Origin of the sequence: Streptomyces sp. NBC_01431, from assembly GCF_036231355.1 — a bacterium.
In the GTDB taxonomy this organism is placed as follows: Bacteria; Actinomycetota; Actinomycetes; order Streptomycetales; family Streptomycetaceae; genus Streptomyces.
In genome coordinates, this window is sequence record NZ_CP109496.1 from 7,068,724 (window position 1) to 7,091,323 (window position 22,600).

Below are 22,600 nucleotides of genomic sequence, written 5' to 3' on the forward strand. Positions count from 1 at the left end.
CTGCGCAGTTCAACTGCCGCTTTCGCGGCCGGGGTTGGCCGGATCACGCCCTTGGTCCGCCGTTCGCCGCCGGCGGTACCGTCGTACGGTAACGAAGATCGACGGAGCGACACGGGGGAGCTGTCATGCCAGCTGTACTGATCGTCGGCGGGGGACTGGCCGGTCTGACGGCCGCGCTGTGCCTGGAACACCACGGCGTCGACTACGTCCTGGTGGAGCGGGGCGCCGAGCCGACGGTGCTGCCCCGCTCGCGCGGCATGCACACCCGCGCCGTGGAGATCTTCCGCCAGCTCGGCGTCGAGGACGCCGTGCAGGCCGCGAGCGCGACCGCCCTGAAGATGGGCAGGTTCGGCGGCGCGCGCACCGGCCGCAGCATCGCGGACTCCGAGGCGCTCGACCTCAGCCACGTGCTGGCGACCGGCGCCATGGTCGGCGCGGACGCAAGCCCCTCCGCCTTCTGCTTCTGCCCCCAGGTACTCCTGGAACCGGTCCTGCGCGACCTGGCCGAACAGCGCGGCGGCGACATCCGCTTCGGCACCGAACTGACCGCCTTCACCCAGGACGCCGACCAGGTCACGGCCACCCTGACCGACCGTTCCTCGGGCCGTACGAGCACCCTGCGCGCCGACTACCTCCTCGCGGCCGACGGCGGCGGCAGCCCCATACGCACCGCGCTCGGCATCACCAGCACCACCCGCCCCGCAACCCATCACTACCTCAACCTCTACTTCCGCGCCGACCTCAGCGACCTGGTGCGCGACCGCACGTTCAGCCAGTGCGAGATCACCGGTCCTGAGGTGTCCGGGCTCTTCCTGGCCAAGAACAACACCGACGAGTGGTCCTTCCACCTCGCCTACGACCCGGAGCGCGAGAGCCCCCGCGACTACCCCGACGAGCGGTGCCGCACCCTGCTCCGCACCGCCATCGGCGCGAACGACCCCGCCCTGGACGTCGACCTGCTCGCCCGCGGTGTCTGGGACACCGCCACCGCGGTCGCCGACTCCTACCGCCGCGGCCGGGTCTTCCTCGCCGGGGACGCCGCTCACCGTCATGCCCCCTGGGGCGGCTTCGGTGCCAACACCGGCATCGCCGATGTCCACAACCTGGCGTGGAAGCTCGCCGCCGTGCTGCGCTCACAGGCGCCCGACGCCCTCCTGGACACCTACGAGCCCGAACGCCGGCCGTGCGGTCTGCGCGTCGCCGAACAGGCCTGGCTGCGCACCGACTTCCGCGCGCGGTACGCCATCCGTACGCCGCACAACGCCGAGGCGGTGGACCGCCAGCGGGGCACCGGCGAGATCATGACGCGCTACCGGTACGAGTCCACCGCCATCCACGGCACCCCGGCCGGGGACGCGGTGGACCTGCTGGCCGGCCAGACCGGCACCCGCGCCCCGCACGTATGGCTCGAACGCGGCGGCCGCCGCGTTTCCACCCTGGACCTTTTCGGGAGCGGCTTCACCCTGCTCACGGGCGGGGACGGCGTCGCGGGCGCCGCCTGGGCCGACGCGGCCAAGGCGCTTCCGGTGACGGTGCATCACATCGTGGGCGGGGCGGCCGAACCGGGGCGCGCCGAGGAGGCCCTGCGGGACCCGGAAGGCAGCTGGCCCGCCCAGGTGGAACTGTCGCCGCGGGGCGCGCTGCTCGTCCGCCCGGACGGCTTCGTGGCCGCCCGGTCCGATGCGGGACTCACCCCCGACACCCTGCACGACATCTGGCGGTCCGTCACCGGCCATGGGAACAGCGTCGGTTGAAGAAGAGGGGCCGGCTTCGCCGGGGGTGATGTCAGGGCGGTCCGGTACCCGCTTGAAGGGCTGTCCCGCGGTCCCGGCACGCCCGCTCGAAGGGCGCGTCAGGCGGCCGCCGTCGCCGCCAGCCTCCGGTCGAGCTTGCGCATCGCGCGCTTGAAGGACTGCCCGACGCCCGGCCGTGCGGCCCGCATCACCCGGCGGAACACCGTCGGCCCCTCGCTCGCCATCGTCCAGCGCACCAGCGTCCCGGAGCCCGAAGGAACCAGTCGCCACTCCTCCAACAGGGCACCCGGACCGGGGGCGTTGGTCTCGTCCACCCGGTAGGCGTACCGCTCGCCGGGGTCGGCCGCCAGGATCGTCTCCCGGAAGAACACCCCGCCGCGCAGTCTGACCTCCCGCCCGGCCCCGCCGTCCCCGCCGTTCAGGGGTCGGGCCGCGGTCACGGCGGAGAACCAGGCGGGCATGGCGGACACGTCCTCGGCGAGCGCGCGGTATACGGCGCCGGGCCCGGCCGACACCCGGGCGGTGAACACCAGGCGCACCGGCGCCGACCCGGCGAAGTCGAGTTCCACGGACCTGAGTCGGCGAGCCATGACGCATACCTCCTGGCGGTCGGCGCGAGAGCCCGCCATCAGGCCGCGGCCCTCGGTACGCAGCCGGGTGACTGCGGGCCACACCATAACTGGCGCACCGTCAGATGTCTGCGGCGTCCGCGGTGTCGGTGACCTCGCCAGCCACCACGAGGTCCTGGAGGTGCTCGGTCATCTCCTCGCGCGCCCGGTCCGAAAGCCCCGCGTCCGTCACCAGCGAGTCGACCTGGTCCAGCGAGGCGAACGAACTCAGCCCCACCGTCCCCCACTTGGTGTGGTCCGCGATCACCACGACCCGCCGCGCCGAGTGTACGAACCGGCGATTGGTCTCCGCCTCCGCCAGGTTGGGCGTGGAAAGACCCGCCTCCACCGAGATGCCGTGCACCCCGATGAACAGCACGTCGAAGTGGAGCGAGCGGATCGCCGCGTCGGCGACCGGCCCCACCAGAGTGTCGGAGAGCGTCCGCACCCCGCCCGTCAGGACCACCGTCGCCGCCCCCGGACGCGGCCCGGCCCCGGCGGGCGGGCGCTGGGCGGCATGGAACACATCGGCGACCTGCACCGAGTTGGTCACCACCGTCAGGTCCGGAACGTCCACCAGCTGCTGGGCGAGCGCGTACGCCGTGGTGCCGCCCGCCAGCGCGATGGCGCTGCCCGGCACCGCCATCCTGGCTGCCTCGCGTGCGATGTCCTGCTTCGCGCTCAGCTCCAGTGCCGACTTCGCCTCGAAACCCGGCTCGTGCGCCGTGGCCTCGGCGACCGGCACCGCGCCGCCGTGCACCTTCTCGATGACGCCCTGGCGCGCCAGCGCGTCCAGGTCGCGGCGGACCGTCATGTCCGACACGTTCAGCTTCCGGGTGAGCTCATTGACCCGCACTCCGCCGCGCCGTCTGACCTCGTCGAGGATCAGCGCACGACGCTGCTCCGCGAGCAGATTCTGGTTGTCGCTCACTGCCGGGCCGGTCCTTCCCTGTTGTCGAACACATTCACCGGGCACGCACACCTGCACCCCCTGATGCGCGGGCACCCCATCCTGTCACGGGGAGATTCGGTGAGGGCACTGCGCTCCGGCGTCCCGATCGGAGATCCTGAGGATCCGAGCCACCCGCGCCGCCGATCCTGCCACCACGAGAGCGAGCCGCAGAAGTGTCCCGTGCCACACCCGCGGTCCAGGCCGGTGCCGCCCCCGTCGAGGGCGCCGCCCCCGCCCTCGAACTACTGGTCCACGGCGTCGGCGGCACCACACCGCAAGCGATGCTGGACGACCCGCGCACCGTACGCGTCACCGGAGACGACACGGCCGCCATCTACCGGCGCGCCGAGGACGTCGACGCCGAGGCGCACCCCGAACGCCACCGCGGCCGCCCGTTGCCCGAGGCGTACGTCTGGTGCAATCTCACCTCCGGCAACAGCGCCCGCGCCCTGTGGCTGCTCCTGCTGCCGTTCATGGTGGTCAACCTCGCGCACTGGATGCGGCCCCCCGCCACGCGTCCGCTCTGGGCGATCCGGCTGTACGGGGCGCTGGTGCGGCTCGTCGCGCTCAGCCTCACCGTGCTGCTCGTGGCCGCCGCCTGCGAAGTGGCCCTCGATCTGACGGCCTGGCAGTGTGGCGGCTCGGCCGGCTGCTCGGGCTCGCGGGACTGGCTCGGCTTCGCCTCGGTCGCCCACCACGGCTGGTGGTCCCAGCCCGGCCGCCGCCTCGCGCTGGCGGCACTCGCCCCGGCGGGCCTGACCGCACTGCTCTGGTACCTCTCCAACCGCACCTGGAGCGCCTACGAATCCCAGCAGCCGCTGAACGCCGACCCCGCCGACGGACCAGGCGTCGCCGAGGGGCCCGCCTTCGGACGGCCCGGATTCTGGTACGGCAGGCGCCTGGTGGCCCGGCTGCGCGCCGCGCACACGGCCGCGGGGTTCCTGACCGCGGCCACGGGGGTGACGGCCGCCGCCGCCCGCTACGACCGCGCCGCCACCAGCGCCCTCTTCGAGACGCTCGGGCTCCTCCTGGAGTCAACTCTCGCCATCTCGGGGGTAGTTGTCGTGTGGGTGGTGTGCCGGCGCGGACGTACCGAATCCCATCTGGACCAGCAGCTCGACCGCGCCGTCACCACTTGGCTCCCCGCCTCCTCACTCGCCCTGCTTGCCCTCGCCATGCTGTACGCGGGCTGGGACCGCGCCGACTGGGTGTCCAGCGGAACACTGCCCGGCGACCGCGCCTTCGGCTTCCTCACCTTCGCCCAAGGGGTACTGGTGGTCGCGCTCGCCGCCGTGGCCCGGTACCTGCGGCGCGCGGCGCCAGGGGAGCGGACCGCTCTGTGCGGCCTCGGCGGGCCCGCCGTCGCCATGCTGGCCTGCGCCCTCGGTGGAGTGATGACTGGCGGTGTCGCCCAGCGGGTCGGGGACTGGCTGGACCGAGGCGCCACCCCAGGCATGAACCGCACGGTCTTCGAAGGGCCGCCCCCGCTGCTGAGTTGGCAGGCCTCGGTCATCCCCGTCCTGCTGGTCCTGCTCGTCCCCGTCGTGCTGTTCTTCGCCGTACGCACCTGGCGCACCTCCCGCGCCGACGCGCCCCGCGTCATGGCCGACTACCCGACCGAGCGGGCCGACACCGCCCGCACCCGGCAGATCGCCGCCGCCCGTGCGATGGCCGGGCTCACCGACCGCACGCCACTCTTCGTCGGCATCGTCTCCGGTGCCTCGTTGCTGCTCGGCGCGGCCGCGCTCGCCGGTGCCTGGTGGACCAGCGAGGTGCCGGGCCGGGCGGCCGCCGGCGGCCCCTCGCCGATCGCCTACGCCGCCGACACCGCCCAGTCGCTCGGCTCCTGGTGCACCGGCTTCGGCTTCATACTCTTCGTCACCTGGGGTCGGCGCGCCTACAAGGACGCCGCGGCCCGCCGCACCATCGGCATCCTGTGGGACGTCGGCACCTTCTGGCCGCGCGCCGCCCACCCCTTCGCGCCACCCTGCTACGCCGAGCGGGCCGTGCCCGACCTCGCGTGGCGGATGAACACCTGGACCGAGCGGACCGGCGGGCGCCTGGTGATCTCCGGCCACTCGCAGGGCAGCGTGCTCGCCGCGGCCGCCGTCTGGCAACTGCCCGCCCGTACCCGGCGCCGGGTCGCCCTGCTCACCTACGGCTGCCCGGTCGAGCGGCTCTACGGACGCTGGTTCCCCACCTACTTCGGCCCCGCACCGCTCCACGACCTCCACCAGGAGGTGCACTGCTGGCGGAACCTGTGGCGCGCCACCGACCCCATTGGCGGCCCGGTCCTCGCGGGTGACGACGTCGACCGGGGCCCGCTGCTCGACCCGCTCGCCTACGGGCGGACCGCCGAACATCCGCTGCCCGCGCCGATCCTGGGCCACTCCGACTACCAGGCCGACCCGGACTTCGCCCGCGAAAGGGCTCTGCTGCTCGCCGAGTTGGCGAGCGGCGTGCCGAACCAGCGTGTGGATCAGGGGAGTTCGGGCAGGTCGTCCGGGTAGAGCAGCGTCAGATCGTCGGTGCTGGTCTCGGTCAGCTGAGCCACCCGGCCCGCATGCCGCTCCACCATCGACTCGAACGTCTGGCGCGCGGTCCGCCCGTTGCCGAACGCCGCACCCCTGGGCAGCACCGTGAAGTACTTCAGGAGCGACTCCGCGGTGCCCGAGCCGAGCCGGTACTCGTGCTCATCGGCCTGCTGCTCGACGATGCGGAGCAATTCCTCGGGGGAGTAGTCCGAGAACCTGATGGTTCGTGAGAAACGGGATGCGACACCGGGGTTGACCCGGAGGAAGCGCTCCATCTCCGCCGTGTATCCGGCGACGATGACCACCACCGCCTCGCGGTGGTCCTCCATCAGCTTCACCAGCGTGTCGATGGCCTCCCGCCCGAAGTCACGGCCCGAGTCCTCGGGGGACAGGGCGTACGCCTCGTCGATGAACAGCACCCCGCCGCGCGCCCGGTCGAAGGCCTCCTGGGTGCGGATCGCGGTCGACCCGATGTGCTCGCCGACCAGGTCGACGCGGGACACCTCGACCAGGTGGCCGCGCTCCAGGACGCCGAGGGAGGCCAGGATCTCCCCGTACAGGCGGGCCACCGTGGTCTTCCCGGTGCCGGGGGAGCCGGTGAAGACCAGATGGCGGCGGACCGACGCCGCCTTGAGGCCCGCCTGCTGCCGTTTGCGGCCGACCTCGATCATGTCGGTGAGCGCCCGCACCTCCCGCTTGACGCTCTCCAGGCCCACCAGCGTGTCCAGTTCACCGAGCACGGCCCCCGAACTGCGCGCGGTGCCGGCGGCGGGCTCGGCGGGCTCGGCGGTGCGCTGGTCCGGGACGGCGGACAGCAGTCCCATGGTCTGGGTCGCTGTCTGCACCGCGGGCGGCTCGGCGGCGCCGCCGGACTTCACGCCGCTCTCGTCGCTGGTGCAGTCCTCGACGACCGCGCCGTCCTCGGAGAACTCGTAACCCCCGCGCGCGCAGCGCTCGGTGCGGCAGCGGGTCAGCGTCGTACGGCAGCCGTCGATGACATGGAAACCGAAGCCGCCGCTGCCCGTCACCCGGCAGCCGTGGAAAGTGCCCCGGCCTTCCGCGGAGACGTAGAAACCGGCCTCGGCGGGCGACGTCACCGTGCACCGCTCGATGCGCGGATCGGCTCCCTTGGTGACGATGACACCGGTCTGGGCGCCGTCGATGGTGCAGCCCGCGAGGGTGCCCCCGCTGCCGTGGTCGCGGAACCAGGCGCCGGTGGACGCCTCCTTGATCCGGCAGTCGTCGAGCTGCGCCATCGCCCCGTCGCTCACCGACACCGCGGTGTTGCGCACCTGGGTGAGATCGCTGTCCAGCACATCGGCGCGCGAGCCCCGGTCGAGTACGAAGATCGCGTCCGGTACGTCATGGACGCGGCAGCCTTCGAGGACCGCGGTCGCGCCGTCGCTGACCCACACCGCGGGGTAGTCGCCCGTACTGTCGTGGATCTCGCACTGGTTGGCGTCCACCCGGGTGCCCGGGTCCCACACCGACAGGCCGTTGCGGCCGAAGCGGCGGACCTTGGTGCGGGTCAGCGTGAGCACCGAACGCGAGCGCAGGTCGACCGCGTTCTCCGGGATGTCGTGGATGTCGCAGTCGGCGAGCGTGAGCACCGCGTCCGTGTCGAGGGTGATGCCGTCGGCCGACGTCCGGTGCACCGTGCAGTCGGTGAGGTGGGCCGAGGCGCGCGCGGCGATCTGTACCCCGGCGCCCTTGATCTCGTACACCTCGCAGCCCAGCGCCTCAAGTCCACTGCCCTCGCCGCCGACCGAGAGCCCTGCGCCGCTGGAGTGGTGCACCCGGCAGCGCTCCAGCCGGGGGTGGGCGCCGCTGTGCACCGATACCCCCCACTGCCCGGCCGCGACGACCTCGCACTCCTCGAACACACCGCCCGCGCCGTCGAATACGCCGATGCCGACGCCGCCGGGGTTGTCCACCGTGCAGCGCCGCACGGTGGGCCGCGCGCCGCCCCGCACCTCGATGCCGACCGCGGAGCGGGTCACCACCCGCAGGTCGACGAGCTCCGGTGCCCCGTCCTCAATGAGCAGCGCGGGCGCCGCCGCGTCCTGGCCCTCCAGGTACAGGTCCCGCACGGTCGCCGAGGCGCGCACGGTCAGCGGCACCCCGTCGGCCGGCGCGATCCGGACCGAGCCGACCGCACCCTCGGGCCCGCGCAGCGTCACGGAGCGGCGCAGCACCAGGTTCTCCCGGTAGGTGCCCGGGGCGACGGTGAGGACGTCGCCGTCACCGGCGGCCTCCAGGGCCGCGGCCAAAGAGGCGTACTCACCAGTGCGGCGGCGCCACCTCGACGTGCCGGTGTGCGTCACCTGGACCGTGCCCTGAGCCATGGCGCTGTCGTGCCCCCACCTCGTGCGTGCGACCTCGCACACACCTCGACCGTGACCTCGCATGTGCGACTGATGGTCCACCGTAGCGCGCGCGGGGCCGGTGAGTTGACCGGTCAGCTGCCCGCCCCGGTGCGGCCCCAGTCCGGACCGCATCGGGCCCACGCCCGGTCCAGTCGCTCATACCGACGGCGTATCAGGCGCCATACGATCAACCGCCGTGCACCCTCGATCAGACCGCCCGCCGCCGCGGCGGCGCAGATTCCCGAGAACACGGCGTGTGTATCGGCGGCGGCCACGTCGATCGGGCGGGGCACCGGGCTGCCATGGTCGTCTGTCCATATCCGGAACGTGGCGCCGACAACGGGCGTCCGCTGCGGCGACGCCAGGGTCCCTGAATGCCAACTGCCGTCGTATGCCGTCCAGTTGGCCACCACCGGGGTGCGGCTGTCGCGGCCCGTCCACTCGTCGGGCTCGGGCACCTTCGCCCGTGGCCCGGCCGGGTGCATCACCACGGCCGTGGTCTGATGCCGGTGCAGGCGCTGCGCGGCGGCCGCCTCCCGCAGCGAGGTGTCCGTGAGCACGCCGCACACAACGCCCACGAGCGGTGCGACGAGGACGATGAGCACGAGCGCCACCAACGCCAGCCACGCCTCGGCCAGGTCGGTCTTACGGCGCAGCGGATTGCCGCGCCAGCGCCACACGCCCCGAACGGCTCGCACCCGTGCACCCCCTTCCGCCTGTGTGCCCTCCCCGGCGGGGGACGGCACGGCCCGGGTGGATCGAAAGGGACCCGCCCCACCCGGCTGTCCTGTCCAACGCACCTGACACCCACAGGAGTTCCCGCGTCGCGCAGGGCTATGCGAGCACCTTCATCGGGTCACCGATGCGGATGACGCCGGTGTGCTCCGGTATCAGCAGGACACCGAAGGCCAGCGAGCGGCCGATCATGCGGTGCCGGGCCAGGGTGCGCAGCGGCTCCTTGCCGCGCTCCGCGGTGTGCTGGTCGGTGGTGGTGATGACGCACCGGCCGCAGGGCTTGGTGATCCGGAAGGAGACCTCGCCGACCGAGATCCGCGACCAGGTGTCCTCGGCCCACGCCTCGGTTCCCTCCAGCACCACATTGGGCCGGAAGCGGTCCATCGGCAGCGGGCCCTCGGACGGATGGTCTCCCTGGGCGATCAGCGAGTTGAGGGCGTCGAGCGAGGCGAGGGTGGTGACCAGGAGCGGAAAACCGTCGGCGAAGCTCACCGTCTCGCCGGGCAGCGCGTACTTGGGGTCGATGGCCCTGCGCCGCGCCGGGTCGTCGAGGTGCATGAGGCGGACCTCGGCGCCGAGATAGTCACTGAACCACGCGTGCGCCGCCTCGGCCGCGGCCACCGCCTTGAACTTCGTCCCGAACAGGGTGACGCCCACGGACGCCAGCGGCTCCGGCGGGTCGAGTGCCAGGTCGGCCCGTCCGGACGCAGACAGTCGCACCCCGCCGCCCGGCAGTGTGGCGGCACTGCTCAAGGCCAGCTCGGGCCGCTCGCGTTGAGTGATGGCCGTGCCGTGTGCGTCGACCAGCATCCAGCGGCGGTCCCCGGCGAGCCCCCATGGCTCGACCGCCGCTCGTGCTGTCGCGTATCCCCCGACCGACTTGACGGGATGGATGGTGATCCCGTGTACGACTGCATCAAGTCCTGTGCGCATGAACCCATCCTGCCAGCCGCCTCGGACATGTGTCCGGGCGACCGGATCCGGCCCGGATCAGTACCCGGTGCCCTGATAAGGCCGGTTGTACGGATCCTCGTACTGCGCGGGCCGGGGCGCGGCGGGCCGCATGGCCTCGTACCCGGTGCCGGGCGCGGGGCGCTGCGGCATGCCCTGCTGTCCCTGGTAGCCGCGCTGCGCCGTGGGCTGCTGCGGGATGTACGGGGCGGGCGCGTGCTGGAGCGGCACCGGCTGCTGCATCTGCTGCTGGTACCCGTACGACGAGGCGTACGCGTTCTGCGGCGAGGGGGCGGCCGGCAGGGCCGGAAGAGCGGAGGGGAGGGCCGGCAGGTAGTGGTTGCCGGTGTCATAGAGGGAAGGCACTCGGATCGGGGCGATCTGAGGCGTACCCCGTTCTGCGACGAGGGAGTCGTAGATGGGGGTGTCCGGGAAGAACGGCGCGGAGTAGTAACCGCCGCCATAGGTGGAGCGGGGGGAGGTCATGGCACATAAGTTAAGCCCACGATGTGGTCGTTGGGGAGCCCGATAAGAGGGTTGTTTTGCGTGTTCGGAGTGGCTGGGCATCACTAATGCGAGCGAACTTGGGAAAATCGGTCGCGCCGCGGCGTTGAGATCGTGTAAAGGGCAAGGTCGTGGGGGGTTACCGGCGGGTGGCCGGGGGAGGTGCCGGGCGGCCGACGGGGCGTTAGGTTGACGGTGCAGAAATCTTCCGGCACCGCGACGCGTGATGGGGGCGAGCATGTCCATGCTTAAAGGAGCCAATGTTCCGGTGCCGGTGCACTCGGTGCGCATCGAACTGGCGTGGCGGCCCGGTCCCGGAGTCCCGGATGTCGATGCCTCTGCGCTGCTGCTGGCCGGCGGTCGCGTCCGCTCCGACGCGGACTTCGTCTTCTACAACCAGCCGGCGCACTCGTCGGGGGCCGTACGCCACGAAGGAAAGCGGCCCGGCACCGACGCGGTGACGGACACCCTGTTCGTCGACCTCGCGCAGGTGGAACCGGCCATCGAGCGGGTGGTGCTGGCCGCCTCCGCCGACGGTGGCACCTTCGGCCGCGTACCCGGCCTGAGCGTCCGTGTCCTGGACGCGGCCACCGGGGCGGAGGTCGCCCGCTTCGACAGCCAGGACGCCACCGTCGAGACCGCCTTCATCCTCGGCGAGCTCTACCGGCGCCAGGGTGCCTGGAAGTTCCGTGCCGTCGGCCAGGGCTACGACAGCGGACTCGAAGGTCTGGCAACCGACTTCGGCATCAGCGTCGACAAGCCGCATCAGACCCCCGCTCCGGCGGCCTTCAGCCCCCCGCCCGCCTCCCTCGCCCACAACGCCTTTCCCGCGCCCCCCGGGCCCGCGCAGCCCGCACCGACCCTGCACGTGCCGTCGTCGCCGTTGACACCCCCGTTGACGTCGCCGTTGACGCCCCCGTCACCCGTGCGCCTCTCGAAAGTCACCCTCACGAAGGAGGCCCCCAGGGTTTCGCTCGCCAAACAGGGCGGCAGCTCGGGCGCGATGCGGGTGAATCTCAACTGGGAAACGCGCAAGCAATTCAGCGGCTGGGGAGCCAAGTTGGGGCGCGCCGTCGCCAACCACGCCGATCTCGATCTCGACCTGTGCGCCCTCTACGAGCTGGCCGACGGTCGCAAGGGCGTCGTCCAGGCCCTGGGCAACGCCTTCGGCGCGCTGCACCAGCCCCCGTACATCCACCTCGACGGCGACGACCGCACCGGCGCCGTCGAATCGGGCGAGAACCTCACCGTCAATCTCGACCAGAAGGACAAGTTCCGCCGGCTGCTGATCTTCGTCACCATCTACGAGGGCGCCCGCAGCTTCGCCGATCTGCACGCCACGGTGACCCTCCAGCCGCAATTCGGCGCACCGATCGAGTTCTTCCTCGACGAATGCACCGTCCCCTCCACGGTCTGCGCACTCGCCCTCATCACCAACAACGGCGGCGACCTCGTGGTCCAGCGCGAGGCCCGCTACCTGGTGCCCGCGCGCGGCGTCAGCCCGCAGCGCACCATCGACCAGACCTACGGCTGGGGCATGAACTGGACGCCCGGCCGCAAGTGAGCCCCCCTTCAGAGCTGGTCGGGGGCGGCCTCGGGCCGGGAGTAGGTGCGCCCCTTCCAGGCCGCGCCCCGGCCGCGGTAGTGCCGCACGGCCGAGTCCACCGTCATCAGCAGGTACAGCAGCGCGGTGAACGGCAGCGCCGGGGCCAGCGCGAGCGGCTGGCGGTAGTAGCGGAGCATCGGCAGATACGTCCCCGCCATCACCAGCCAGGCGAGCCCGCCCGCCCACGCCGCCCCCGCGCTGCCGACGGCCAGCCCCGCGCCGAAGGTGACCGGCGGCGCCAGATAGACGAGGGCGAGGCCCGCGACGGTACCGAGCAGCAGCGCCGGGCTGTGCCGCAACTGGGCGTACGCGCTGCGGGAGATCATCCGCCACAGCTCCGCGAGGTGCGGATAGGGGCGCACGCTGTCCACGCCGTCCGCGAGACCCAGCCAGACCCGCCCGCCGGACGCGCGCACCGCGCGGGCCACCGACACGTCGTCGATCACCGCCTGCCGTACCGCGTCCGGAATCCGCGCCCGGTCCGCCGCATCCGCACGCAGGAGCACACAACCGCCCGCCGCCGCCGTCGCGCGGGGCCTTGGGGCATTGATCCAGCGGAACGGATACAACTGCGCGAAGAAGTAGACGAACGCCGGGACGATCAGCCGCTCCCAGCCGCTCGCCACACGCAACCGGGCCATCTGCGAGACCAGGTCGAAACCGCTGCCCGCCGCCGCGACCAGCTTGCGCAGACTGTCCGGCTCATGCGCGATGTCGGCGTCGGTGAGCAGGAGGTACTCCGGCCCGCGAGCCCTCGCCAGGGCCATGCCCTCACGCAGCGCCCACAGCTTCCCGGTCCAGCCCGCCTCCGGCTCCCCGGGCGAGACGAGTGTCAGCGGCAGCCCCCCGTGCCGCTGTGCCAGCGACCGCGCGAGCTCGCCCGTGCCGTCCGAGCTCCCGTCGTCCACCAGGTAGATCTCCGCCCTGCCGGGATAGTCCTGGGCGAGCAGCGACGGAAGGCTCAACGGCAGCACCTCCGCCTCGTCGCGGGCCGGCACCACCACAGCGACATCCGGCCAATGTGCCGGGTCCACCTGTGGGGGCAGTCGCTGGTCGGTACGCCAGAAGAAACCCTGCCCGAGCAGCAGCCATAGCCAGATGATCAAGGACACCAGGGCGATCCATGCGAGGGCGCTCACCCGCCGCAGTCTGCCCCACCTGCCGCGCTCCACACAGGACCTCGGGCGGTTGGCCCGGGACCGTCGACTATGGTGACCGGGTGAAGATCGCGCTCATGGACTCCGGAATCGGCCTGCTCGCCGCGGCCGCCGCGGTGCGCCGGCTGCGCCCTGACGCCGAACTCGTTATCTCCAGCGACCCGGACGGCATGCCATGGGGTCCGCGCACACCCGACAGCGTCACCGAGCGGGCGCTCGCCGTGGCCAGGGCCGCGGCGGCCCTCGAACCGGACGCGCTGATCATCGCCTGTAACACGGCCTCCGTGCACGCGCTGCCAGCGATCCGTGCCGCCCTCGAACCGCGGATCCCGGTGATCGGCACCGTACCCGCGATCAAACCGGCCGCGGCCACCGGTGGCCCCTTCGCCATCTGGGCGACCCCCGCCACCACCGGCAGCCCCTACCAGCGCGGCCTCATCCGCGATTTCGCCGACGGAGTGCCCGTCACCGGGGTGCCCTGTCCCGGACTGGCCGAAGCCGTGGAGCACGCCGACGACGCCGCGATCGACCGGGCGATCGCCGTGGCCGCCGCCCTCACCCCGCCCGAGGTAACGACCATCGTCCTGGGCTGCACCCATTACGAGCTGGTCGCCGAACGCATCCGTACGGCCCTGCGCCCCGACGGCGGCCCGCTCACGTTCTTCGGCAGCGCCGAACCCGTCGCCGCCCAGGGCCTGCGCCGGGCCGGAATCGCCCCCGCGCCGGACGCCGCCCAGGTGGGCGGCCTGACCGTGCTGCTCAGCGGGCGCCCCGGCGACCTGCCCGGCGTCGCCCTCGCCTACCCCGAAGGGCGCCTGCTACAGGCTGTCAGCCCTGCTCACTGAGCGCCGAGCAGCTGCCGCCCCAGCGGAATCTGAGTACGCTGCTGAGCATGAGGGAACCGCCCCCGAAGCACCCCACGCCCCCCGAGTCCCGCGACGGATCCGGCGCTGCCGAGCCTTCGCCGGAGGTCTGGACCGGTAGCGCCACCAACCGCGCCCAGTGGCTCCTGGCGGCCGGAGGCGCGGCCTGCATCGCCCTCGGTATCGAGCTGGCCGTGGACTCGACCTGGACGTCGGGCATCGCCCCGCTGCTCATGTCCGTCATCGGCTGCGTGACGGCCGGACTCCTCGTGATCTTCGGTACCCTCGCCTTCGTCCATGTGGCGGTGAAGGTCGACAGCGACTGCCTGGAAGTGCGCTGCGGCCACATCGGACTGCCGCGCCGCGTCATCCCCCTCGCCCATGTGGTCGGCGCCGACTTCGCACCCCGGGTCACCCCCCGCCAGTGGGGCGGCTGGGGCTACCGCTGGCGGCCCGAGATGGGCACCGCCGTGGTCGTGCGCCGCGGCGAGGGCCTGGTGCTCCGGCTCGGCGACGGACGCGTCTTCACGGTCACCGTCGACGACGCCGAAGCGGCGGTCCTGGTCATCCGCGACAGGCTGAGCCTGCTGGGCACGGGAAAGCCCGTCGAGGCCTGACCACACGCTGAGTGAGGGACCGAGCCGCCGCGGTGGAAGCACCCGAAGAACTGGACTCCCCTCTCCACAGACACCCACCGTAGACTCCGCCGGGTGAGCACCACCGAAACCCCCACAACCGAGCCCGAACGGCTTGGACCGCAGCCTGCCGCCCCCTCGCGGCTGCGGGGACTGCCCAACCGTCTCGCCCGGCCCGCGGTGGCCGCGCTCGGGGGTGTGCTCCTGTACTTGAGCTTCCCGCCCAGGCCCCTGTGGTGGCTGGCACTGCCCGCCTTCGCCGTCCTCGCCGGGGTGCTGCGCGGCCGGAGCTGGAAGGCCGGGCTCGGCCTCGGCTACCTCTTCGGTCTCGGCTTCCTGCTCCCGCTCCTGGTGTGGACCGGTGTGGAGGTCGGCCCAGGACCCTGGCTGGGCCTCGCCGCGATCGAGGCCCTGTTCGTCGGCGCGGCCGGCGCGGGCATCGCCGTGGTCTCCAGGCTTCCGCTGTGGCCTGTCTGGGCGGGCGCCATGTGGGTGGCCTCCGAGGCGGCCCGCGCGCGGGTTCCGTTCGGCGGCTTCCCCTGGGGCAAGGTCGCCTTCGGCCAGGCCGACGGGACGTTCCTGCCGCTCGCCGCCCTGGGCGGCACCCCCGTTCTCGGCTTCGCCGTGGTGCTGTGCGGTTTCGGACTGTACGAGTGCGTCCGGCAGGCGGTCCGGCGGCGGCGCACCGGGCAGCTGCGCAAGGGGGCGGCGGTGGGCGCCCTGCTCACGGTCCTCGTGCCGGTCGCCGCGTCGTTCGGTGCCCGAGCCCTGGTCAGCGACTCGGCCGAGGACGGCACCGCCACCGTCGCGGTGATCCAGGGCAATGTGCCTCGCCTCGGCCTCGACTTCAACTCCCAGCGCCGGGCCGTGCTCGACTACCACGTACGCGAAACACTGCGGCTCGCCGACGAAGTGAGGGCAGGGAAGAAGCCGAAGCCCGACTTCGTGCTGTGGCCGGAGAACTCCTCCGACGTCGACCCCTTCGTGGACGACGACGCCCGCGCCGCCATCGACCAGGCCGCCAAGACCATAGGCGCACCGATCTCGGTCGGCGCCGTGGTCGGCGGCTATGGCGCCAAGCTCTACAACGAGCAGGTCCTCTGGGACCCGAAGGCGGGGCCCGTCGCCACCTACGACAAGCGCCAGATCCAGCCGTTCGGCGAGTACATCCCGCTGCGTGGACTCATCGGCACCTTCGCCCCCGGCTACACCTCCATGGTGCGCGAGGACTTCAACCGCGGAACCAAACCGGGTCTGTTCACCATGGCCGGCACCAAGGTCGGCATCGCCACCTGCTACGAGGCCGCCTTCGACTGGGCCGTGCGCGACACCGTCACCGCGGGCGCCCAGCTGATCTCCGTGCCGAGCAACAACGCCACGTTCGACCGCAGCGAGATGACCTACCAGCAGCTCGCGATGTCACGGGTCCGCGCGGTGGAGCACAGCAGGACCGTCACCGTCCCCGTCACCAGCGGGGTCAGCGCCGTGATCATGCCTGACGGCAAGGTCGTGCAGAAGACCGCGATGTTCACCCCGGCCGCGCTCGACGCCAAGGTGCCGCTGCGCTCCTCGCAGACCCCCGCCACCCGGCTCGGCACGCTGCCCGAATGGGTGCTCGTGGCTGCCGCCGCCGCAGCCTTGGCCTGGGCCGTCACCCGGTCCGTACGGGCCCGGCGCACCACCAAGGACTGAACGGCCGGTTCCGGGTGGCCGGTTAGGGTCGGGGCATGGCAACTCCTGACTTCATTCGAGACATCCGGGCGGTCGCCGGGCACCAGCTGCTCCTGCTGCCGGGCGTGAGCGCCATCGTCTTCGACGACGAGGGCCGGGTCCTCCTCGGCCGACGGGCCGACAACGGTCAGTGGTCGACCATCGGCGGCATCCCCGAGCCGGGGGAGGAGCCCGCCGACACCGCGGTCCGCGAGGTGTACGAGGAGACCGGCGTACGGTGCGTCGCCGAGCGGGTGGTGCTGGTCGAAGCCGCGCGTCAGAGCATCACCTACCCCAACGGTGACGTCTGCCAGTTCATGGACATCTGCTTCAGGTGCCGGGCCACCGGCGGCGAGGCCCGTGTCAACGACGACGAATCGCTCGAAGTGGGCTGGTTCGCCATGGACGCGCTGCCCAGGCTCAGCGACTTCGCGCTGTTCCGCATCAAGCAGGCACAGTCGGACGCCCCCACATGGTTCAAGCCCAGCACCGCGGTGTGAACCACGTGCGCCGACCATATGGGCGGCGGGTAGCGCCCCGCGCTCGCGGCCAGGCGGTCGCGGCGAGGGCGGTCCGCGCTCGGGCTCCCCTGCCCGCCATAACGCCATGAGTGGCGATGGCCCTCCCGAGCCCGGTCGCCAACTCGCCTGTCCTCAGCGCTCGTTGTCCGCGATCGCGGAAGGAGGCGCCTCCCGCTGGTGCGGGAACGGAGTCGAGGAGGACGGATACGGGGGCGGCGGCTCGGGCAGATCCTGCTGGAGAGCGACCGTCCGCGTGGGGGCCGGGATCGAAATGCCCTCGGCCCGGTACCGCCGGTGCAGGCGCTTGATGAACTCGTGCTTGATCCGGTACTGGTTGCTGAATTCGCCGACGCCCAGGATCACCGTGAAGTTGATCCTGGAGTCCGCGAACGTGTGGAAGCGGACGGCGGCCTCATGACCGGGGAGCGCCCCGGCGATGTCCGCCATCACGCCGTCGACCACCTCCAGGGTCACCCGCTCGACGTGCTCCAGGTCGCTGTCGTAGCCGACGCCCACCTGCACCAGGATCGACAACTCCTGTTCCGGGCGCGTGTAGTTGGTCATGTTCGTACGGGCCAGGCGGCCATTGGGGATGATCACCAGGTTGTTCGAGAGGTTTCGCACCACCGTGTTGCGCCAGTTGATGTCGACCACATAGCCCTCTTCACCGCTGCTGAGCCGGATGTAGTCACCGGGCTGCACCGTCTTCGACGCGAGGATGTGCACGCCCGCGAAGAGGTTGGCGAGCGTGTCCTGGAGGGCCAGTGCGACCGCGAGGCCGCCGACTCCGAGTGCGGTGAGCAGCGGCGCGATCGACACACCCACGGTCTCCAGGGCGACGAGGACGCCCATCGCGACGACCACGACCCGGGTGATGTTCACGAAGATCGTGGCCGAACCCGCCACACCAGTGCGGGACTGCGCCAGCGACTGGACGAGGCCGGCGATGACCCGGGCCGCCGTGAAGGTGGTGATGAGGATGAGCAGGGCGGTCAGCGAATGGTTGACGATGCCGGCGACGCGCGTGGTGAGGGGCAGAGCCGAAGCCGCCACGGCCGTGCCCGCGATGACGGCCGCCCACGGTGCGATCGTGCGCAGTGCGTCGACGATGATGTCGTCCCCGGTCCATCGCGTCCTGCGTGCATGCTTGCCCAGCCAGCGCAGGAGGACGCGCAGGAGCAGCCCGGCCGCGATCCCCGCGGCCACCGCGATGCCGGCCACCACCCAGTCGTGCAGGACCAGGCCCCGGCTCAACGGACCCCCTCCGGGCGGTGCGTGGCCGGGGGATGAGCGAGGGGCGCCGCTGCTCGCCCTATGTGATGTGTCGTCACCTTGTCACCTGTCAGATCGCTGTGCACGAAGCCTCGTTCGGGCGTGCGCATGCCCATGAACGGGCTGCCATCCTGCCGTATCGCCACAGCGTCGTCGCAGGTGGGCCGGTGTCCATGGGGGAGCGCAGAGCTCATGGACCGGCTCCCGCCGCGCCCGGCCGCCGGACCGGTCCGATATACGAGTCGTACGTCCCCCTCGCGCCCGCGCGGCCAGGCCCCGCCTCGCGCCCCGGGCAGGCTTCAGGTCCGAGGTGCAGCGGGTATACCCACCAGTGAGGAGCCTGTTCGTTCCGGCGTGCGGCCGGCAGGGGTCGGAGCGGCGGACGGTTCGCCGTCCCAGGGCGTCGGACGGCCCCGCGTGGGCAGGCCCCATGGTGGCGCAGGAGGCCGTGCCCCGCCCCCGATCCCGTGCGAACCCAGCGGGTTCCCTCTTTCCCGGCCCCCTTTCACCGACCGCCAGGTCGGCGATCACGCGAGGAGTGAGGCAATGGACACGATGAGTGAGAGGTGCGAGGGGATCGTCGAGTACTTCGACCGCGAAAAGGGCTACGGATTCGTCGTGCCCTTCGGGCAGCACGACGCCATCCACGTACGGCGCGAGGACATCGAAGGGGAGACCCGGACGCTGTCCGAGGGTCAGCAGGTGTCCTTCGTCATAGAGCTGGGCCAGGGCCGCTTCGAGGCGCGTGCCGTACGCCCCTGAAACAGGGCCGGCCTCCAGAGCCTGTCGCCCGGGGGCGGGCCCCGTCGTGACCCGGGGCGATCACGAGATATCTTGATGTCGAGCAATGTTGCAGACGTGGAGCGGAGCACCCGGTGACTGACTCGACCATCATCTACACCCACACTGACGAGGCGCCGGCCCTGGCGACGCATTCGTTCCTGCCCGTGATCCAGGCGTACGCCTCGACCGCCGGTGTCACTGTGGAGACCCGTGACATCTCCCTCGCGGGGCGCATCATCGCGAGCTTCCCCGAGTTCCTTCAGGAGAGCCAGCGGATCGACGACGCGCTCGCTGAGCTCGGTGAGCTGGCCAAGACGCCCGGCGCGAACATCATCAAGCTGCCGAACGTGTCGGCCTCCATCCCGCAGCTCAAGGCCGCTGTCGCCGAGCTTCAGGGCCAGGGCTACGCGCTGCCGGACTACCCGGACGACCCGAAGAGCGAGCAGGACAAGGACGTCCGCGCGCGCTACGACAAGATCAAGGGCAGCGCCGTCAACCCGGTCCTGCGCGAGGGCAACTCCGACCGCCGTGCCCCCGCGTCGGTCAAGAACTACGCCAAGGCCCACCCGCACCGCATGGGCAAGTGGACCCCCGACTCGAAGACGAACGTCGCCACCATGGGCGCGGACGACTTCCGGTCCACCGAGAAGTCCGTGGTCGTCAACGAGGACGGCTCGCTGCGCATCGAGCTCGTGGCGGCGGACGGCACCACCACCGTGCTGCGCGAGTCCGTACCCGTCCTCGCGGGCGAGGTCGTCGACGCGTCCGTGATGCGCGTGGCCGCCCTGCGCGAGTTCCTCTCCGCGCAGATCGCCCAGGCCAAGGCCGACGGCGTGCTGTTCTCGGTGCACCTCAAGGCGACGATGATGAAGGTCTCCGACCCCATCGTCTTCGGCCACGTGGTGCGCGCCTTCTTCCCGAAGACGTTCGACAAGTACGGTGACGTCCTCGTCGCCGCCGGTCTGTCCCCGAACGACGGCCTCGGCGCCATCCTCAAGGGCCTCGACAACGTGCCGCACATCGGCGCCGAGATCAAGGCGGCCTTCGAGGCCGAGCTCACCGAGGGCCCGGCCCTCGCGATGGTCGACTCCGACCGCGGCATCACCAACCTGCACGTGCCGTCCGACGTCATCGTGGACGCCTCCATGCCGGCCATGATCCGCACCTCGGGCCACATGTGGGGCCCCGACGGCCAGGAGGCCGACACCCTCGCGGTCCTGCCGGACAGCAGCTACTCGGGTGTCTACCAGGCCGTCATCGACGACTGCCGCGCGCACGGCGCCTTCGACCCGTCCACCATGGGCTCCGTGCCCAACGTCGGTCTGATGGCGCAGAAGGCCGAGGAGTACGGCAGCCACGACAAGACCTTCGAGATCCCGGCCGCGGGCACCGTCCGCCTTGTCGACACCGCGGGCAACACGGTCCTGGAGCAGGAGGTCGCCGAGGGTGACATCTTCCGCGCCTGCCAGACCAAGGACCTGCCGATCCAGGACTGGGTCAAGCTCGCCGTCACCCGCGCCCGCGCGACCGGCGACCCGGCCGTGTTCTGGCTGGACGAGGGCCGCGCCCACGACGCCACGCTCATCGAGAAGGTCCGCACCTACCTCGCCGAGCACGACACCGAGGGCCTCCAGATCGAGATCATGTCGCCCGTCGAGGCGACCGCGTTCTCCCTGGAGCGCATCCGTCGCGGCGAGAACACCATCTCGGTCACCGGCAACGTGCTGCGCGACTACCTGACCGACCTGTTCCCGATCCTGGAGCTCGGCACCAGCGCCAAGATGCTCTCGGTGGTCCCGCTGATGAACGGCGGCGGCCTCTTCGAGACGGGCGCAGGCGGCTCCGCGCCCAAGCACGTCCAGCAGCTGGTCAAGGAGAACTACCTGCGCTGGGACAGCCTGGGTGAGTTCCTCGCGCTCGCGGTCAGCTTCGAGCACCTCGCGACGACCACGGGCAACGCGCGCGCCCAGATCCTCGCCGACACCCTCGACCGCGCCACCGGCACCTTCCTCAACGAGGACAAGTCGCCGAGCCGCAAGCTGGGCGGCATCGACAACCGCGGCAGCCACTTCTACCTCGCCCTGTACTGGGCGCAGGAGCTGGCCAAGCAGACCGAGGACACGCAGCTCGCCCAGGCGTTCGCGGCCCTGGCCACGACGCTGAGCGAGCAGGAGCAGACCATCGTCGACGAGCTCATCGCGGTGCAGGGCTCGCCGGTCGACATCGGCGGCTACTACCAGCCGGACGCCGCGAAGGCCTCCGCGGTCATGCGTCCCTCGAAGGCGTTCAACCAGGCCATCGCCACCCTCGCCTGACCCGCGAAGGCCCTGAGGCCTTCACCCACGCGACCGCCCCGGCCGGATCCTTCCGGCCGGGGCGGTCGCGTCATTCTGCTCTCACCGGCGCACGGAACAAGCCCCGCGGCAGCCCAGACGACCGGATCAACTCCTGTGCACGACAGGGCAGTTGAGCGGATCAGACGTGTCGCGGCAGCCGAACCGTCAGCGCGTACAGGCGGGTGGTCTGCCGTGCGTTCTCGTTGTCGTCACTGACCAGGAGCAGCCGAAGACGCCCGTCCCGGGTGCGGCCGGTGACAGCCGTTCCCTCGATGTTGTCGAGCAGCGGATTGGGCTGCGGTTGCTTCGCCGTCGCGCCCAGTGAGGGGCAGTCCGCGAGATCGGCGAGGAGAGTCTTGCGTATGGGCCTGGCGGCGCCCGGAAGGTTCTCGACGCCGCTCACGTCACTCGCACCGCGCGGGTCGGCGAGGAAGAGGCGTACCGAATTGCCGACGCCCGCGGTGAAGCCGCGCTCCAGGACGAGGAGGCGGCCGTCCCCCGTCGCGGTGATCTCGGACACGCCCGCGTTCGGGTCCGGCGGGTAGGCGTACTGCTCCGCCAACTGGAACTCACCCTTCGTGCCTCCGCGGTGCCAGGTCTGGAACCGTACGAGTGAACGTCCGGCCGCATCCTTGGCGTCGCCCGACAAAGGGCCCTCCATGGAGGCGATCAGAGTGCGGCCGCCCGGCTGGAGGGCGAGCCCCTCGAAGGTCAGGTTGAGGGTGGCGCGCCCGGCCGGGGCGACCCGCAGTGCGTCGGGGACCGGCAGCCGTCCCAGGAGCTTGCCGTCCCGGTCGTAGCGGCGTACGGACGGCTCCACTTCCGAGGTGACCAGACGGGAGCCGTCGCGGTCGATGACGACGGCCTCGGAGTCCAGCTGGGCGCCCTTCTCGTCGGCGAGCGGCACGACCCGTACCGGCGCGGCCACCGGCCCCTTGCCCACCTTCAGGGCGAAGAGCTGGGAGCGGTCGGACAGCGCGGCGACCGTACCGTCGGTGTCGACGGCCAGACCGGACAGATTGCCGACGGCCGTGCCCTGGAACACGGTCTTGTCCAAACCGTCGAAGAAGCCGTCGACGGAGGTGGACGAGGAGCACGCGTGCCGGGCTCCGTTCGACGGTTGGGCGGTGGCGGTCGCATCGGTGACGGTCACTGAGGCGGCCACCACCAGTGAAGCGGTCGCGGCGGTGACGGCGGTGCGCAGACGCACGGTTCCTCCCAAGTCGGATGTAGCAGGCACCCATACACTAGATCGCCTTGTGTGACGGACGAGTTGAGCCCTGTGATCGTCCGTGGAAACGCTCGACGCGGGG

18 protein-coding genes are annotated in these 22,600 nt (G+C 71.6%); 9 read left to right on the forward strand and 9 right to left on the reverse strand.

Going from position 1 to position 22,600, the window contains the following annotated elements; all coding sequences use genetic code 11:
- Positions 1 to 125 precede the first annotated feature (125 nt).
- Positions 126 to 1,754, forward strand: coding sequence for an FAD-dependent monooxygenase (locus OG522_RS32370; RefSeq protein ID WP_329466591.1), 1,629 nt, complete (start codon positions 126 to 128; stop codon positions 1,752 to 1,754).
- A gap of 98 nt (positions 1,755 to 1,852) precedes the next feature.
- Here OG522_RS32370 and OG522_RS32375 read toward each other — a convergent pair whose 3' ends face one another.
- Together OG522_RS32375 and OG522_RS32380 are read right to left on the reverse strand one after the other, a co-directional pair.
- Positions 1,853 to 2,344, reverse strand: coding sequence for an SRPBCC family protein (locus OG522_RS32375; protein WP_329466592.1), 492 nt, complete (start codon positions 2,342 to 2,344; stop codon positions 1,853 to 1,855).
- Between the two features lie 100 nt (positions 2,345 to 2,444).
- Complete coding sequence (locus OG522_RS32380; protein ID WP_329466593.1) at positions 2,445 to 3,293, reverse strand: DeoR/GlpR family DNA-binding transcription regulator; 849 nt, start codon at positions 3,291 to 3,293, stop codon at positions 2,445 to 2,447.
- A gap of 194 nt (positions 3,294 to 3,487) precedes the next feature.
- Between OG522_RS32380 and OG522_RS32385 the strand changes: the two genes are divergently transcribed.
- Entirely contained in the window at positions 3,488 to 5,824 is a 2,337-nt protein-coding gene (locus OG522_RS32385) for a hypothetical protein (protein WP_329466594.1), read from the forward strand.
- On the opposite strand, the gene OG522_RS32390 is transcribed toward OG522_RS32385, so the two are convergent.
- From OG522_RS32390 to OG522_RS32405, 4 genes are all read right to left on the reverse strand, one after another.
- Positions 5,794 to 8,193, reverse strand: a complete 2,400-nt coding sequence (locus OG522_RS32390) for a right-handed parallel beta-helix repeat-containing protein (RefSeq protein WP_329466595.1) — start codon at positions 8,191 to 8,193, stop codon at positions 5,794 to 5,796. The two genes, OG522_RS32385 and OG522_RS32390, sit on opposite strands and share 31 nt — an antisense overlap.
- Before the next feature lie 113 nt (positions 8,194 to 8,306).
- Positions 8,307 to 8,912 carry an Rv1733c family protein gene (locus OG522_RS32395; RefSeq protein ID WP_329466596.1) on the reverse strand — a complete coding sequence of 202 codons (606 nt, stop codon included), beginning with the start codon at positions 8,910 to 8,912 and terminating at the stop codon, positions 8,307 to 8,309.
- Between the two features lie 136 nt (positions 8,913 to 9,048).
- Positions 9,049 to 9,882 (reverse strand): MOSC domain-containing protein, encoded by an 834-nt coding sequence (locus OG522_RS32400; RefSeq protein ID WP_329466597.1) that lies wholly within the window; start codon positions 9,880 to 9,882, stop codon positions 9,049 to 9,051.
- Positions 9,883 to 9,939: 57 nt separating this feature from the next.
- Positions 9,940 to 10,386, reverse strand: coding sequence for a DUF6643 family protein (locus OG522_RS32405; RefSeq protein ID WP_329466598.1), 447 nt, complete (start codon positions 10,384 to 10,386; stop codon positions 9,940 to 9,942).
- Positions 10,387 to 10,648: 262 nt separating this feature from the next.
- Between OG522_RS32405 and OG522_RS32410 the strand changes: the two genes are divergently transcribed.
- The gene (locus tag OG522_RS32410) at positions 10,649 to 11,968 is read left to right on the forward strand and encodes a TerD family protein (RefSeq protein WP_329467821.1); all 1,320 of its coding nucleotides are present in this window, start codon (positions 10,649 to 10,651) and stop codon (positions 11,966 to 11,968) included.
- An 8-nt stretch (positions 11,969 to 11,976) separates the two neighbouring features.
- On the opposite strand, the gene OG522_RS32415 is transcribed toward OG522_RS32410, so the two are convergent.
- Positions 11,977 to 13,149 carry a glycosyltransferase gene (locus OG522_RS32415; RefSeq protein WP_329466599.1) on the reverse strand — a complete coding sequence of 391 codons (1,173 nt, stop codon included), beginning with the start codon at positions 13,147 to 13,149 and terminating at the stop codon, positions 11,977 to 11,979.
- An 80-nt stretch (positions 13,150 to 13,229) separates the two neighbouring features.
- Between OG522_RS32415 and OG522_RS32420 the strand changes: the two genes are divergently transcribed.
- From OG522_RS32420 to OG522_RS32435, 4 genes are all read left to right on the forward strand, one after another.
- Positions 13,230 to 14,012 (forward strand): glutamate racemase, encoded by a 783-nt coding sequence (locus OG522_RS32420; RefSeq protein WP_329466600.1) that lies wholly within the window; start codon positions 13,230 to 13,232, stop codon positions 14,010 to 14,012.
- Positions 14,013 to 14,059: 47 nt separating this feature from the next.
- A complete protein-coding gene (locus OG522_RS32425) occupies positions 14,060 to 14,647 on the forward strand; it encodes a hypothetical protein (protein WP_329466601.1) in 588 nt (195 codons plus the stop codon).
- A 93-nt stretch (positions 14,648 to 14,740) separates the two neighbouring features.
- Positions 14,741 to 16,357, forward strand: coding sequence for an apolipoprotein N-acyltransferase (lnt, locus tag OG522_RS32430; protein WP_329466602.1), 1,617 nt, complete (start codon positions 14,741 to 14,743; stop codon positions 16,355 to 16,357).
- A gap of 35 nt (positions 16,358 to 16,392) precedes the next feature.
- Positions 16,393 to 16,875, forward strand: a complete 483-nt coding sequence (locus tag OG522_RS32435; RefSeq protein ID WP_329466603.1) for an NUDIX hydrolase — start codon at positions 16,393 to 16,395, stop codon at positions 16,873 to 16,875.
- 153 nt (positions 16,876 to 17,028) lie between these two features.
- On the opposite strand, the gene OG522_RS32440 is transcribed toward OG522_RS32435, so the two are convergent.
- Positions 17,029 to 18,150, reverse strand: coding sequence for a mechanosensitive ion channel family protein (locus tag OG522_RS32440; RefSeq protein ID WP_329466604.1), 1,122 nt, complete (start codon positions 18,148 to 18,150; stop codon positions 17,029 to 17,031).
- A gap of 564 nt (positions 18,151 to 18,714) precedes the next feature.
- Between OG522_RS32440 and OG522_RS32445 the strand changes: the two genes are divergently transcribed.
- Together OG522_RS32445 and OG522_RS32450 are read left to right on the forward strand one after the other, a co-directional pair.
- Entirely contained in the window at positions 18,715 to 18,930 is a 216-nt protein-coding gene (locus OG522_RS32445) for a cold shock domain-containing protein (protein WP_329466605.1), read from the forward strand.
- 113 nt (positions 18,931 to 19,043) lie between these two features.
- Positions 19,044 to 21,266 carry an NADP-dependent isocitrate dehydrogenase gene (locus tag OG522_RS32450; protein ID WP_329466606.1) on the forward strand — a complete coding sequence of 741 codons (2,223 nt, stop codon included), beginning with the start codon at positions 19,044 to 19,046 and terminating at the stop codon, positions 21,264 to 21,266.
- 160 nt (positions 21,267 to 21,426) lie between these two features.
- Here OG522_RS32450 and OG522_RS32455 read toward each other — a convergent pair whose 3' ends face one another.
- Positions 21,427 to 22,497, reverse strand: coding sequence for an esterase-like activity of phytase family protein (locus OG522_RS32455; protein WP_329466607.1), 1,071 nt, complete (start codon positions 22,495 to 22,497; stop codon positions 21,427 to 21,429).
- Positions 22,498 to 22,600: the final 103 nt, after the last annotated feature.